This window comes from Streptomyces sp. NPDC048637, from assembly GCF_040650675.1.
Classification (GTDB): domain Bacteria; phylum Actinomycetota; class Actinomycetes; order Streptomycetales; family Streptomycetaceae; genus Streptomyces.
In genome coordinates, this window is record NZ_JBEZHQ010000066.1 from 1 (window position 1) to 13,827 (window position 13,827).

Genomic DNA, 13,827 nt, shown 5'->3' on the forward strand with positions numbered 1-13,827 from the left:
GCCGACTGCCGCCCGGTGACACCGTCCGTCACGGCCCAGACGTGGCCGCGCCCAAGGATCGGGGGCCTGGCCAGGTCCCTGCCAAGAGGTGCCGCACGGATGTCGTGACGGTGATCGGTACGGCGGGACAGTCGCCCACGAACGGAGGTCGGAGGGGATGTCCGGTGAGCCGCCCGCAGGACCCGGAGCGAACAACGGGGCGAGGAATCTCTGGGACCCGCGTCGCCCGCGCCGAGGACGGCTTACCGGGCGTCCCCTCCGACCCGCCACCCACCGAGCGACAGCGAACCGGCGCAAGCCCACGGCAAACCCGCACCGCCCCCAGCCCACGGCAACCCGCACCGGCGCCAGCCACCACGCAGCCGCACCGAATCAGCCCACGGCAAACCCGCACCGGCCCGAAGCCCACGGCAACCCGCACCACGCTCAGCCCCGGCCGAGCGCCAAAGAGAAGAAGGCCCGGCCCGGCCGTAGCCAGGGCGTGGTCGGCCGGGCCGGTGGTGGGTTCCCGTGCGGAGGCCCCGGGCGCGGGAAGGTGGCCTCCGCACGGGAGATCGGGGTGCCCCTGAGGGGCGAGGCGGCGGCCGGTGCCGGCCGCCGCCCAGGGGTCACAGGCCGCGGCGCGGCCCGTGACTCACAGGCCGTAGCGCTCCTTGGCCTCCTTGACGGTCTCCGCCTTGACCTCGCCGCGGCGGGCGAGCGCGGCCAGCGCCTGCACGACGACCGACTGCGGGTCGACACCGAAGTGCCGGCGGGCCGCCTCGCGGGTGTCGGACAGGCCGAAGCCGTCGGTGCCGATGGAGGTCCAGTCCTGCTCGACCCACGGGGCGATCTGGTCGGGAACCGCCCGCATCCAGTCGCTCACCGCGACGACCGGGCCGGGCGCACCGGCCAGGGCACGGGTGACGTACGGGATGCGGTCCTCGCCGTCCAGACGGGCGGCATCGCACTCCAGGGCGTCACGGCGCAGCTCCGTCCAGGACGGGGCCGACCACACGTCCGCCGCCACACCCCAGTCGGCGGCCAGCAACTGCTGCGCCTCCAGGGCCCAGTGGATGGCGGTGCCGGAGGCCAGCAGCTGGAGCTGCGGGCTGTCGGCCTCGGGCCTTGTGCCCTCGTTGAAGCGGTACAGGCCCTTGAGGATGCCCTCTTCGACGCCCTCCGGCATGGCCGGCTGGACCTTGGTCTCGTTGTAGACCGTGAGGTAGTAGAAGACGTCCTCGGCGTCCGGGCCGTACATACGGCGCAGACCTTCCTTGACGATGACCGCGACCTCGAACGCGAAGGCGGGGTCGTAGGAGAGCGCCGCCGGGTTGGTGGAGGCGATCAGGTGCGAGTGGCCGTCGGCGTGCTGGAGGCCCTCACCGGTCATCGTCGTCCGGCCGGCGGTCGCGCCGATGACGAAGCCACGGCCCAACTGGTCGGCCAGCGCCCAGAACTGGTCGGCGGTGCGCTGCCAGCCGAACATCGAGTAGAAGATGTAGAAGGGGATCATCGGCTCGCCGTGCGTCGCGTACGAGGTCGCGGCGGCGGTGAAGTCGGCGAGCGAACCGGCCTCGGTGATGCCCTCGTTGAGGATCTGGCCGTCCTTGGCTTCCTTGTACCAGAGCAGCTGATCGCGGTCGACCGGGTCGTACGTCGCGCCCTTGGGGGAGTAGAGGCCGGCCGTCGGGAAGAGGGACTCCATGCCGAAGGTGCGGGCCTCGTCGGGGACGATGGGGACCCAGCGCTTGCCGGTCTCCTTGTCCCGCATCAGGTCCTTGATCAGCCGGACGAACGCCATGGTGGTGGCGATCTCCTGGCTGCCGGAGCCCTTCTTCAGCGCGTCGAAGGCCTTGTCGGCGGGGAGCGGGAGGGGCTTGGGGACGACCTTGCGGGCGGGGGCCGGGCCGTCGAGGGCCGCGCGCCGCTCGCGCAGGTAGACCATCTCGGGGGAGTCGTCGGCCGGGCGCCAGTACGGCACCTGGTCGCCCTCCAGCGCGCTGTCCGGGATGGGGAGTTCGAGGACGTCACGCATGGTGCGGAACTCCGCCATGGTGAGCTTCTTCATCTGGTGGTTGGCGTTACGGGACTCGAAGCCCGTGCCGAGGGTGTAGCCCTTGACGGTCTGCGCCAGGATGACGGTCGGCGCGCCCTGGTGCTCGACGGCGGCCTTGTAGGCGGCGTACACCTTGCGGGGCTCGTGGCCGGCCCGGGAGGTCTGGAACAGCTCCAGCAGCTTGGCGTCGGACAGTGTGCGGGCGAGGGCCTGCAGCGACTCGTTGGCGCCGAAGAAGTGCTCGCGCAGGTAGGCGGCGTCGCGGGTGGCGTACGTCTGGAACTGCGCGTCGGGGGTCTCGCCGAGGCGGCGGATCAGCGCGCCGTCGGTGTCCAGGGCGAAGACCTCGTCCCAGGCCTGGCCCCACAGGGACTTGACGACGTTCCAGCCGGCCGCGCGGAACTGGGCCTCCAGCTCCTGCACGATCTTGAAGTTGGGGCGGACGGGACCGTCGAGGCGCTGCAGGTTGCAGTTGATGACGAAGGTCAGGTTGTCCAGGCCCTCTCGGCCGGCCAGCGCCAGGGCGGCGGTCGACTCGGGCTCGTCCATCTCGCCGTCGCCCAGGAAGGCCCAGACGTGGGAGTTGGCGGTGTCCTTGATGCCGCGGTGCTCCAGATAGCGGTTGAAGCGCGCCTGGTAGATCGCGGAGAGCGGGCCGAGGCCCATGGAGACGGTGGGGAACTCCCACAGCCAGGGCAGCCGCCGCGGGTGCGGGTAGGAGGGCAGGCCCTCGCCGCCGGTCTCCTGGCGGAAGTGGTCGAGGTGGTCCTCGGTGAGGCGGCCTTCGAGGAAGGCGCGGGCGTAGACGCCGGGGGAGGCGTGGCCCTGGATGTAGAGCTGGTCGCCGCTGCCGTCGCCTTCCTTGCCGCGGAAGAAGTGCTGGAAGCCGGTCTCGTAGAGCCAGGCGGCGGAGGCGAAGGTGGCGATGTGGCCGCCGAGGCCCAGCTTGGAGCCGCGGGTGACCATCGCGGCGGCGTTCCAGCGGTTCCAGGCGGTGATCCTGGCCTCCATCGCCTCGTCGCCCGGGAAGGCGGGCTCGGCGGAGGTCGGGATGGTGTTGACGTACTCCGTCTCCAGGAGGGACGGCAGGGCGGTGCCTTCGGTGCGCGCGGTGTGCTCCAGGGCACGGCGCATCAGGTACGAGGCGCGATGCGGGCCCGCTGCCTTGGTGACGGCGTCAAGCGACTCGCGCCACTCGGCGGTCTCCTCGGGGTCGCGGTCCGGGAGCTGGTCGAGCTGGCTGTACGGCAGGCGCACGGGATCGGGCATGGGTGGCCCCTTTCCGGACGGGAGGGTAGCTCGGGGGTGCCGTCGCGGCCGGGCCGCGTCCTCAGGGTGGACGGGCCCGCGACGACACCCCCTACAAGTTCGGCAGGCAGGGTTGTCGCGCCCCGTGGAGGACGATACGCCTCTGATCGATGATCGATCAACGCTCAACGAAGGAAAAACCGCAGGTCGGCACGGGGTGCCGCCTTTTCGGGCACCGCGTGCCAGTCCCGTAGCGGGGTCTGCCGCCCCCTCCCGGCCCCGCCTCAGACCCGGGGAGCGCAGCTCAGCACATGTGCCTTGAGCAGGGCGCCGATCTTCGGATCGCGCCGCCGGAACGCGTCCACGATCTCCTGGTGGTCCTGGGCGTGCGAGCGCGGCTCCGGGCTGAACCAGCGGATCGACAGCGTCGTCCAGACCTCGATGCCCAGCGACTCCCAGGTGTGCAGCAGCACGGCGTTCCCGGCCGCCCGCACGATCTCCCGGTGGAAGGCCACCGTGTGCCGCACCTGCGCCTCCCCGTCCCCGGCCAGATCCGCCTCGCGCAGCGCCGCCACCTCCCGCTCCAGCGCCACGGTGTTCCCGGCCAGCCGCCCCGCGGCCAGCTCGGCGGCCACCTGCTCCAGCCCGGCCCGCACCGGGTAGCTCTCCTTGAGGTCGTCGGCGGTCAGATTCCGTACCCGTACGCCCTTGTTCGGCGCCGACTCGATCAGCTGCAGCGACTCCAGCTCACGCAGCGCCTCCCGTACGGGCGTCTGGCTGACCTCCAGCTCCACCGCGATCCGCCGCTCCACGATCCGCTCGCCCGGCTGCCAGCGGCCGCTGACGATCCCCTCAAGGATGTGCTCGCGGATCTGCTCGCGCAGCGAATGGACGACGGGCGGGGTCATGAGGTGCTCCTTCAGAGCGGGCGGTGACAGAGGGCCATTATCCGGGAGACGCGCGGGGGGCCTGTCAAAGGCCGCGGGGTGGACGCGCACCCCGGCACGGGGGCCGGGGTGCGCAAAAGGGCCGGCCCCGGCTCGTACGAACCGGGGCCGGCCCCTAGGACACGCCTGCTGCGCGACTGCCGGGACTCAGAGACCGATCTCGGTCTCGAACTCGGCGGCCTCCAGGATCTGCTTGACCGTGGTCAGGTAGCGGGCGGCGTCGGCGCCGTCCACCAGACGGTGGTCGTAGGAGAGCGCGAGGTAGGTCATGTCGCGCACCGCGATGGTCTCGCCGAGGTCCGGGTGGTTGATGACCACCGGGCGCTTGACGGTCGCACCGATGCCCAGGATGCCGACCTGGTTCGGGGGCACGATGACGGTGTCGAACAGGGCGCCGCGCGAACCGGTGTTGCTGATGGTGAAGGTCGCACCGGACAGCTCGTCCGGCGTGATCTTGTTCGCGCGGACCTTGCCCGCCAGGTCCGCCGTCTTGCGGGCGATACCGGCGATGTTGAGGTCACCGGCGTCCTTGATGACCGGGGTCATCAGGCCCTTCTCCGCGTCCACCGCGATACCGACGTTCTCGGTGTCGAAGTAGGTGATGGTGCCCTCGTCCTCGTTGATCCGGGCGTTGACGACCGGGTGGGCCTTCAGCGCCTGGACCGCGGCCTTGACGAAGAACGGCATCGGGGAGAGCTTGACGCCCTCACGCTGCGCGAACCCGTCCTTGGCCTTGTTGCGCATCCGCATGATCGCGGTGATGTCCACCTCGACCACGGAGGTCAGCTGCGCCTGGCTGTGCAGGGCCTTCATCATGTTGTCGCCGATGACCTTGCGCATCCGCGGCATCTTGACGGTCTGACCGCGCAGCGGCGACACCTCGAGGGCCGGAGCCTTCGACGCGGCGGGCGCAGCGGCGGCGGCCGGCGCGGCGGCCTTGGCGGCCTCCGCGGCGGCGATGACGTCCTGCTTGCGGATGCGGCCACCGACGCCGGTGCCCTTGACCGTGGCGAGGTCGACACCGTTCTCGGCGGCGAGCTTGCGCACCAGCGGGGTGACGTACGCGCCCTCACCGGCGGCCGGAGCCGGGGCGGCGGGAGCGGCAGCCGGGGCCGGGGCGGCCGGAGCCGGCGCGGGGGCCGGAGCCGGGGCGGCCGGGGCGGCGGGAGCCGGGGCGGCAGCGGCCGGAGCCGGAGCCGGGGTGGGCTCCGGGGCCGGAGCGGCGGCCGGGGCCGGAGCGGCCGGAGCCGGCGCGGCGGCCGGGGCAGCACCGGCGGCACCGATGACGGCGAGCTTGGCGCCGACCTCGGCGGTCTCGTCCTCGCCGACGACGATCTCCAGCAGGGTGCCGGAGGCCGGCGCCGGGATCTCGGTGTCGACCTTGTCGGTGGAGACCTCCAGCAGCGGCTCGTCGGCCTGGACCTCCTCGCCGACCTCCTTCAGCCAGCGGGTGACGGTGCCCTCGGTGACGCTCTCACCGAGCGCGGGGAGGACGACGTCCGTGCCCTCGGCGCCGCCCGCGGGGGCAGCGGCGGGGGCAGGCGCCTCGGCCGCGGGGGCCGGGGCGGGCTCGGGCTGGGCCTCGGCGGCGGGCGCCTCGGCGGCGGCAGGCGCCGGAGCGGCAGCCGGCGCACCGGTGCCGTCGTCGATGACGGCCAGCTCGGCGCCGACCTCCACGGTCTCGTCCTCGGCCACCTTGATGGCGGTCAGGACGCCGGCCGCCGGGGCCGGGATCTCGGTGTCGACCTTGTCGGTCGACACCTCGAGCAGCGGCTCGTCGGCCTCGACGCGCTCACCCTCGGCCTTGAGCCAGCGAGTGACGGTGCCCTCGGTGACGCTCTCGCCGAGCGCCGGCAGGGTTACGGAAACCGCCATGGTTTCAGTTGCTCCTTACAAATGTGGTGCGGATGTGGTCGCGCCCGGGACTGGGGTCAGTCGTGGGAGTGGAGAGGCTTGCCGGCCAGGGCCAGGTGGGCCTCGCCGAGAGCCTCGTTCTGCGTCGGGTGCGCGTGCACGAGCTGCGCAACCTCGGCCGGCAGGGCCTCCCAGTTGTAGACCAGCTGGGCCTCACCGACCTGCTCGCCCATACGGTCACCGACCATGTGGACGCCGACCACGGCACCGTCCTTGACCTGGACGAGCTTGATCTCGCCCGTGGTCTTGAGGATCTTGCTCTTGCCGTTGCCCGCGAGGTTGTACTTGAGAGCGACGACCTTGTCGGCGCCGTACAGCTCCTTGGCCTTGGCCTCGGTGATACCCACCGAAGCGACCTCGGGGTGGCAGTACGTCACGCGCGGCACGCCGTCGTAGTCGATCGGCACGGTCTTCTGACCGGCCAGCCGCTCCGCCACCAGCATGCCCTCGGCGAAGCCGACGTGCGCGAGCTGGAGGGTGGGAACGAGGTCACCGACGGCCGAGATGGTCGGCACGTTGGTCTGCATGTACTCGTCGACCAGGACGTAGCCGCGGTCCATCGCGACGCCCTGCTCCTCGTAGCCCAGGCCCGACGAGACCGGCCCGCGGCCGATCGCGACCAGCAGCACCTCGGCCTCGAAGGTCTTGCCGTCGGCCAGGGTGACCTTGACGCCGTCGGCGGTGTACTCGGCCTTGTCGAAGAAGGTGCCGAGGTTGAACTTGATACCGCGCTTGCGGAAGGCCCGCTCCAGCAGCTTGGAGCTGTTCTCGTCCTCGACCGGGACGAGGTGCTTGAGGCCCTCGATGATGGTCACGTCGGTGCCGAAGGACTTCCACGCGGAGGCGAACTCGACGCCGATGACGCCGCCGCCCAGCACGATCGCGGACTTCGGCACGCGGTCCAGCGTGAGCGCGTGGTCCGAGGAGATGATGCGGTTGCCGTCGATCTCCAGGCCCGGCAGCGACTTCGGCACGGAGCCGGTCGCCAGCAGGACGTGGCGGCCCTGGACACGCTGGCCGTTCACATCGACGGAGGTCGGGGAGGACAGCCTGCCCTCGCCCTCGATGTACGTCACCTTGCGGGAGGCGATCAGGCCCTGCAGGCCCTTGTACAGGCCCGAGATGACCTCGTCCTTGTACTTGTGGACCGCCTCGATGTCAATGCCCTCGAAGGTGGCCTTGACACCGAACTGCTCGCTCTCACGAGCCTGGTCGGCGATCTCACCGGCGTGCAGCAGAGCCTTGGTGGGGATGCAGCCGTTGTGCAGGCAGGTGCCGCCGACCTTGCCCTTCTCGATCAGGGCGACGTCCAGGCCCAGCTGCGCCCCGCGCAGGGCAGCGGCGTAACCACCGCTACCGCCTCCGAGGATCACTAGGTCGAAAACGGTGCTGGCGTCGTTCGCCACGTCACGTCCTCCATGCATGGGTACGCCGGAGCCGGTCTCCAATGACCGGACGGCGGCTGTGGTTCGGCCGCTTTTACTTCGGCCCTGGGTAAGGGGGGCCCTGTCCTGCCGAGAACCCATCTTCGCACTTGTTCCACGAAGCCGGGACGGCGGGCCGGGCAGTGAGACGGTGATCAGCCGCCCCGTAAGGGTTACTGAAGCGTATGTGTATGCGGATTTCGTTGAGGGCGAACGCATGCCAACGGCCCCGGGCGAGCTGCCCGGGGCCGTGGCGGATATCACGGGCCGGGGCGAGAGGCCCCGGCCCGGCCGTCAGCCCAGGTCGCCCGCGGCGGTGCGCTCCGCGAGCCGGACCAGGGTGCGGACCGCGGATCCCGTGCCGCCCTTGGGGGTGTAGCCCCAGGGCGCGCCCTCGTGGAAGGCCGGGCCCGCGATGTCCAGGTGGGCCCAGGCGATGCCCTCGCCGACGAACTCCTTGAGGAAGAGCCCGGCGACCAGGCCGCCGCCCATCCGCTCCCCCATGTTGGCGAGGTCCGCGACCGGGGAGTCCATGCCCTTGCGCAGCTCGGACGGCATCGGCATCGGCCAGGACTGCTCGCCGACCTCCTCGGCGATCTCGTGGACCGAGGTACGGAAAGCGTCGTCGTTGGCCATGATCCCGAAGGTGCGGTGGCCCAGCGCCAGCACCATCGCGCCGGTCAGGGTGGCGACATCCACGATCGCGTCCGGCGACTCCTCCGAGGCGCGGGTCAGCACGTCGGCCAGGACGAGGCGGCCCTCGGCGTCGGTGTTGAGCACCTCGACGGTCTTGCCGCTGTACATGGTCAGCACATCACCGGGACGGGTGGCGGAGCCGGACGGCATGTTCTCGGCGAGCGCCAGCCAGCCGGTGACATTCACCTCCAGACCGAGCCGGGCGGCGGCCACGACCGCGGCGAACACCGCGGCCGCACCGCTCATGTCGCACTTCATGGTCTCGTTGTGGCCGGCCGGCTTGAGCGAGATGCCGCCCGAGTCGTACGTGATGCCCTTGCCGACCAGCGCCAGGGTCTTGGTGGCCTTGGCGTGGGTGTGCGCGATCCGCACCAGCCGCGGCGGGGCCTGCGAACCCTGGCCGACGCCCATCAGGCCGCCGTAGCCGCCCTTCTTGAGCGCCTTCTCGTCGAGCACCTCGACCTTGAGGCCGAACTCCTTGGCCGCCGCCTGCGCCTCGGCCGCAAAGGACTTCGGGTCGAGGTCGTTGGGGGGCATGTTGATCAGGTCGCGGGCGCGGTTGATCTCCGTGGCCAGCGCCTGGGAGCGCGCGGCGGCGGCCTTGAACTCCTTGTCGCGCGGCTTGCCGCCGAGGAGTGCGACCTCCCCGAGCGGCGCCGACTTGGCGTCGTTCTTCTTGGCGCCCTTGCCGTTCTGCGCACTGTTGCCGTTGCTGCGGTTCGCGGCGTAGGAGTACGCACCGAGCAGTGCGCCCTCGCTCACCGCGGCGGCCGCCTCGGCGTCCTCTAGGGGCAGTGCGAAACCTGCCTTCTTGCTGCCGGCCAGCGCGCGGGCGGCGCTGCCCGCGGCACGCCGCAGGGCCTCGTGCTCGAAGCCGTCGTCCTTGCCCGGCGCCTCGCCGAGGCCGACCGCCAGCACGACCGGCGCCTTGAGGCCGTCCGCGGCGGGCAGCTTGGTCACCTCGCCCTCGGCACCACTCGCGCCGAGGGTCTCCAGCACAGCGGCGAGCTTGCCGCCGAAGGCCTTGTCCACGGCTTCCGCGCCGGGGGCGACAACGACGCCCTTGGCGCCCTTGGCCACGCCGACGACGAGGGCATCCGCACGCAGCGTCGCGGCGGAAGAAGTACTGAGGGTCAGTGCAGTCACGGTGATGAGGGTCCTGTTCCGTCCGGGGAATCCGTCTGCGCGCAGCGCGCTGCTCCGGCTGAGCCTACGCTCGGCGGCGCCACAAGGCCCGTCCAATACCACACCCGCACCTAACGGTGCCCCGGCAGTTGCCGGTATACCGGGTGAACTGGCCGTCCGGGCACTCCAGTTGGGTACGCGAAAAGGGGGTGCGCCGGTGCTAACCGAGCGTCAGCGCGACCAGGGCCGCGAGCCCCGCGCTCTCCGCGAGCGCCCCGAACACATCACCGGTCACGCCGCCGAACCGCCGCCGGCAGTGCCGGAGCACCAGCTCGCCCAGCCCGAGGCCGCACAGCGCCGCGAGCCCGGCGTGCAGCGCGCCCAACGGGCCGAAGCAGGCCCCGGCGGCCGCGCACCCGGCGGCCACCAGCACCGCACACAGCAGCGCCGCCGGCGCCGGGACGGTGCCCGCGACCGCCGCGCCCAGTCCCTCCGGACGGGCGGCCGGCACCCCCGCGCGGGAGGCGAGGGTCAGCGCGCAGCGGGCGGTGACCGCCGCGACGGCTGCGGCGACGGCGCCGTGCGCCCAGCCGTCCGCGTACAGCTCGGACAGTGCGGCCACCTGGGCCAGCAGGGTGAACAGCAGCGTGATCACCCCGAACGGGCCGATGTCGGACTGCTTCATGATGCGCAGCGCGTCCTCGGCGGGCTTGCCGCTGCCCAGCCCGTCGGCGGTGTCGGCGAGCCCGTCCAGATGCAGTCCGCGGGTGAGCACGGCGGGCACCGCGGCGGTGCCGACCGCGGCGAGCAGCGGCCCGCCGCCGAGCACCAGCAGTGCCGCGCCGGCCGCGGCCGCGCACAGCCCGACGACCAGCCCGGCCAGCGGTGCGCAGAGCATCCCGCCGCGCGCCGTGGCCCGGTCCCAGCGGGTGACGCGGACCGGCAGCACGGTCAGCGTTCCGAACGCGAAGCGCAGGGCGTCGGACGGGGCCGGGGGAGTGGGGGTCTCGGTCACCGCGGCAGGCTATCCGGGCGTCCGCCGCGTTTGACTGCCGGTTCCGGCCGCCCGGACAGGGCCTAATGGTGCCTATGTGTCCTTACGCGACAAAGGGGAGCGTGTGGGATGGGCCACTGGTGGTACCGCAATATCGTCGAGCCGGGGAAGCTGCCGCTGCTGCTCGCCCTGGCCTCGTTCGTGCTGACCTTCCTCGTGACCCGGGCCGTCACCCGCCTCATCCGCGCGGGCAAGGGCCCGTTCCGCAACATCACCCCGGGCGGGGTCCATGTCCACCATGTCGTCCCCGGTGTGGGGCTGATGGTCGTCGGCGGCTTCATCGGGCTGGCCGGCGCCCGGCGCGGCTTCGGCACGGGGGTCGCTGCGGTGCTCTTCGGGATGGGGGTGGGGCTCGTCCTGGACGAGTTCGCGCTCATCCTCCACCTGGACGATGTGTACTGGACCGAGGAGGGCACCAAGAGCGTCGAGATCGTCATCCTCACCGTCGCCCTGGTCGCCCTGATCCTCGGCGGCTTTCTGCCGTTCGGCGTCAATGAGCTCAGTCCGGACGAGGAGACCGACCGCTTCACGGTCGTGCGGACCGTGGCCGTCAACTTCCTCTTCGCGGTCATCGCCCTCATCAAGGGCAAGGGCCGGATCGCGGTCATCGGGGTGTTCGTGCCGTTCGTCGCGCTCTTCGGCGCGCTCCGGCTGGCCCGGCCCAACTCGCCCTGGGCCAGGCGCTTCTACCGCACCCGCCCGAAGGCGCGGGCCCGTGCCCGGGTCCGCGCCTACCGTCACGACCGCCGCTGGTCGGCGCTGCGCCGCAGGGTCGAGGACTTCATCGGGGGTGCGCCGAGCCGCTGACGGGCGGTGCGCCGCCCGGCCCGCCCGGCCCGACCGCCCCGCCCGGCCTGCGCGGCCCGACCGCGCCGCCCGGCCGCCGCAGCTCGCACAGTCCGCACAGCACCAGCACCGCCAGCACCGCCGCGACATGCTCCTTGCCCGCGAGGTTGTTCTTGATGGACACCACCTCGACGAGCATCGCCACCGCCACCGCGGCACAGGTGAACCAGGCGCGATAGCGCCAGCACACGAACACCGCCAGCCCCACCACGGCCGCCGACGGCCCGGTGTCGGTGACGTACTTGTCCGAGTCGGGCAGCCCGATCGGGCTCACCGGGCCGATCCAGATGCCGATCCGGGCGTACATCGTCCCGGCGAGCGTGGCGAGATACGCGACGGCCAGCAGGTGCCGCCGGCCCACACAGATCTCGGTGATCCCGAAGACCACCAGGATCTGCACCAGGGCACCCCACACCGGCAGGTCCAGAGCGGGCACGAACAGCGACAGCGGGGTGCGCAGCAGCGCCAGCCACAGATGCTCATCGGCCTGTACGGAGCCGATGTCCTGGACGATGCGGTAGCCCCAGGCCTGGTTCTGCACAAAGTGGAAGACCAGGGTCAGCGCCACCGCGGTGAGCGTCACCGGGATCGCCCGCAGCCGCGAGGCGGCCAGTGCGGTCCGTACCGTCCGCAGCAGCGGGCCCCACTCGGCGCGCGCGGCACGGCGCAGGACGGGCGCCCCTCCCCGGGCCGGCGCGGGCCCCTCCCGCCGTCCCGCCCCAGCTGAGCTCATCGCACCTTCTCCAGGTGCTTGCGGTTCAGCCACTTAGGCAGTCCGGGTGCTTCCAGAAAGCCTTCCGCGCGGCCGGCGGCGATTCCGATCCGCAGCAAATCGGTGCTCTTTTCGAAGAGCATGTAGCGCGGCTCCCAGATCGGCCGGTATTTCGCGTTGGCGCGATACAGCGATTCGATCTGCCACCACCTGGAGAAGAAGCTGAGCAGCGAGCGCCACAGGCGCAGCACCGGGCCCGCGCCGAGCCGCGATCCACGTTCGAAGACGGAACGGAACATCGCGAAGTTGAGCGAGAGTTGCGTGACCTCCACCTCTTTCGCCCGCTGGATCAGCTCCAGCACCATGAACTCCATCAGACCGTTCTCGGAGTTCCGGTCCCGCCGCATCAGATCCAGCGAAAGGCCCTTCTCGCCCCACGGCACAAAGCTGAGCAGCGCCCGCAGCTCACCGTCTTCCTCCCCGGCGCCGCCACCCCTGCATTCGAGCATCACGCAGCGCCCGTCCCCCGGGTCGCCGAGCCGGCCCAGCGCCATCGAGAAGCCGCGCTCGGTCTCCCCGTCGCGCCAGTCGTCGGCCAGCCGCAGCAGCCGGTCCATCTCCGGCGCCGGGATGTCCTCGTGGCGCCGGATACGGACGGTGTAACCGGCCCGCTCGATGCGGTGGTAGGCCTGCCGTACGGTGCGCATCGCCCGGCCGCCGAGGGTGAACTCCGCGGTGTCCACGATCGCTTCGTCGCCCAGCTCCAGCGCGTCCAGACCGTGCCGGGCGTAGATCGTGCCGCCCTCCTCGCTCGCCCCCATCACCGCGGGAGCCCAGCCGTGCTCCCGCGCCTCGGCCAGCCACCCCTCGATCGCGCCCGGCCAGGCCTCGGGGTCACCCAGCGGATCGCCGGAGGCCAGCGACACCCCGCCCACCACGCGGTAGGTGACCGCGGCCTTGCCGCTGGGGGAGAACACCACGCTCTTGTCGCGGCGCAGCGCGAAATAGCCCAGCGAATCGCGGTCGCCGTGCCGCGCCAGGAGGGCGCGCAGCCGCTCCTCGTCGTCCGCGGTGAGCGCCTCGGTGCTCCGTACGGACCGGAACGCCGCCCACAGGACCGCGACCAGCAGCAGCGTGCTCAGCACATTGATCGCGACATTGACCCAGTTCGGGGTGGCGATCTCCGGGAACGCGCGGTCGTCGGCGGCCAGCGACACCAGCCGCATCAGGCCGTAGCGCCAGCGCTGCCCGAAGGTCGAGGAACCCGACGCGGTGTTGGTGACGGTCACCAGCAGCGCTGCGAGCAGCGAGGCCACCAGCAGACCGCCGGCCGCGACCGCCGCCGCCAGTTTCGGGTTCGTACGGTCGCCCTTGGCGGAGAATTCCCGGCGCCCGGCCACCAGTGCGGCGGCGAACAGCACGGTCAATACCAGCGACACCCAGTTCTGCGCATGTCCGCGGAACTCGGGGGCCGCCACCATTCCGAATCCGAACAGCAGCGCCAGCAGACCGGACAGCACCAGATTCAAAATCCACGCCGCCCGCTTGCGCCGCCGCAGGGTGACCGACAGGAACAGCGAGAAGGCGCCGGACGCAAAGCCCGCCGTCAGCAGATACGGAGTGAAGAATTCCGCGATGTTGTGCCGGCGGATGCCATTGCCGAACGACACCCACACCGCACTCAGGAAATTGATGAAGGTGACCGTGCGCAGATACCAGATGCCGAACGCGGCACCACGCTGTGACCATGAGCCGCGCGGGCGGCCTTCGTCCGGACTCAAGCGATGTCTCCCATAAAACGTGTAAAGCGTGATCTTATGGGG

9 protein-coding genes are annotated in these 13,827 nt (G+C 71.6%); 1 reads left to right on the plus strand and 8 read right to left on the minus strand.

Translation table 11 applies throughout. From position 1 onward, the window contains the following. Window positions 1–634: 634 nt before the first annotated feature. From aceE to AB0C46_RS39410, 6 genes are all read right to left on the minus strand, one after another. Complete coding sequence (aceE, locus tag AB0C46_RS39385; RefSeq protein WP_362833937.1) at window positions 635–3,307, minus strand: pyruvate dehydrogenase (acetyl-transferring), homodimeric type; 2,673 nt, start codon at window positions 3,305–3,307, stop codon at window positions 635–637. A 263-nt stretch (window positions 3,308–3,570) separates the two neighbouring features. Next, window positions 3,571–4,194, minus strand: a complete 624-nt coding sequence (locus AB0C46_RS39390) for a GntR family transcriptional regulator (protein ID WP_362833938.1) — start codon at window positions 4,192–4,194, stop codon at window positions 3,571–3,573. 186 nt (window positions 4,195–4,380) lie between these two features. Then, window positions 4,381–6,108: a 2-oxoglutarate dehydrogenase, E2 component, dihydrolipoamide succinyltransferase gene (gene sucB, locus AB0C46_RS39395; protein WP_362833939.1), complete on the minus strand. Its 1,728-nt coding sequence runs from the start codon at window positions 6,106–6,108 to the stop codon at window positions 4,381–4,383. A 56-nt stretch (window positions 6,109–6,164) separates the two neighbouring features. Continuing rightward, window positions 6,165–7,553 (minus strand): dihydrolipoyl dehydrogenase, encoded by a 1,389-nt coding sequence (gene lpdA / locus AB0C46_RS39400; protein ID WP_362833940.1) that lies wholly within the window; start codon window positions 7,551–7,553, stop codon window positions 6,165–6,167. Window positions 7,554–7,865: 312 nt separating this feature from the next. Beyond that, window positions 7,866–9,413, minus strand: coding sequence for a leucyl aminopeptidase (locus AB0C46_RS39405; RefSeq protein ID WP_362833941.1), 1,548 nt, complete (start codon window positions 9,411–9,413; stop codon window positions 7,866–7,868). A 199-nt stretch (window positions 9,414–9,612) separates the two neighbouring features. Continuing rightward, window positions 9,613–10,407, minus strand: a complete 795-nt coding sequence (locus tag AB0C46_RS39410; protein WP_362833942.1) for an adenosylcobinamide-GDP ribazoletransferase — start codon at window positions 10,405–10,407, stop codon at window positions 9,613–9,615. A 108-nt stretch (window positions 10,408–10,515) separates the two neighbouring features. Here AB0C46_RS39410 and AB0C46_RS39415 point away from each other — a divergent pair, with 108 nt between their 5' ends. Then, window positions 10,516–11,253 (plus strand): hypothetical protein, encoded by a 738-nt coding sequence (locus AB0C46_RS39415; protein WP_362833943.1) that lies wholly within the window; start codon window positions 10,516–10,518, stop codon window positions 11,251–11,253. Here AB0C46_RS39415 and AB0C46_RS39420 read toward each other — a convergent pair. Then, a complete protein-coding gene (locus AB0C46_RS39420) occupies window positions 11,228–12,025 on the minus strand; it encodes a hypothetical protein (RefSeq protein WP_362833944.1) in 798 nt (265 codons plus the stop codon). The genes AB0C46_RS39415 and AB0C46_RS39420 overlap by 26 nt on opposite strands. After that, window positions 12,022–13,785 carry a phosphatidylglycerol lysyltransferase domain-containing protein gene (locus tag AB0C46_RS39425; RefSeq protein WP_362833945.1) on the minus strand — a complete coding sequence of 588 codons (1,764 nt, stop codon included), beginning with the start codon at window positions 13,783–13,785 and terminating at the stop codon, window positions 12,022–12,024. Before AB0C46_RS39425 ends, AB0C46_RS39420 begins: the two co-directional genes overlap by 4 nt. Window positions 13,786–13,827: the final 42 nt, after the last annotated feature.

Coding starts and splice junctions, on each gene's coding strand:
- AB0C46_RS39420 (WP_362833944.1), bottom strand. CDS start 12,025: ATGAGCTCAGCTGGGGCGGGACGGCGGGAGGGGCCCGCGCCGGCCCGG.
- AB0C46_RS39390 (WP_362833938.1), bottom strand. CDS start 4,194: ATGACCCCGCCCGTCGTCCATTCGCTGCGCGAGCAGATCCGCGAGCAC.
- AB0C46_RS39415 (WP_362833943.1), top strand. CDS start 10,516: ATGGGCCACTGGTGGTACCGCAATATCGTCGAGCCGGGGAAGCTGCCG.
- sucB (WP_362833939.1), bottom strand. CDS start 6,108: ATGGCGGTTTCCGTAACCCTGCCGGCGCTCGGCGAGAGCGTCACCGAG.
- aceE (WP_362833937.1), bottom strand. CDS start 3,307: ATGCCCGATCCCGTGCGCCTGCCGTACAGCCAGCTCGACCAGCTCCCG.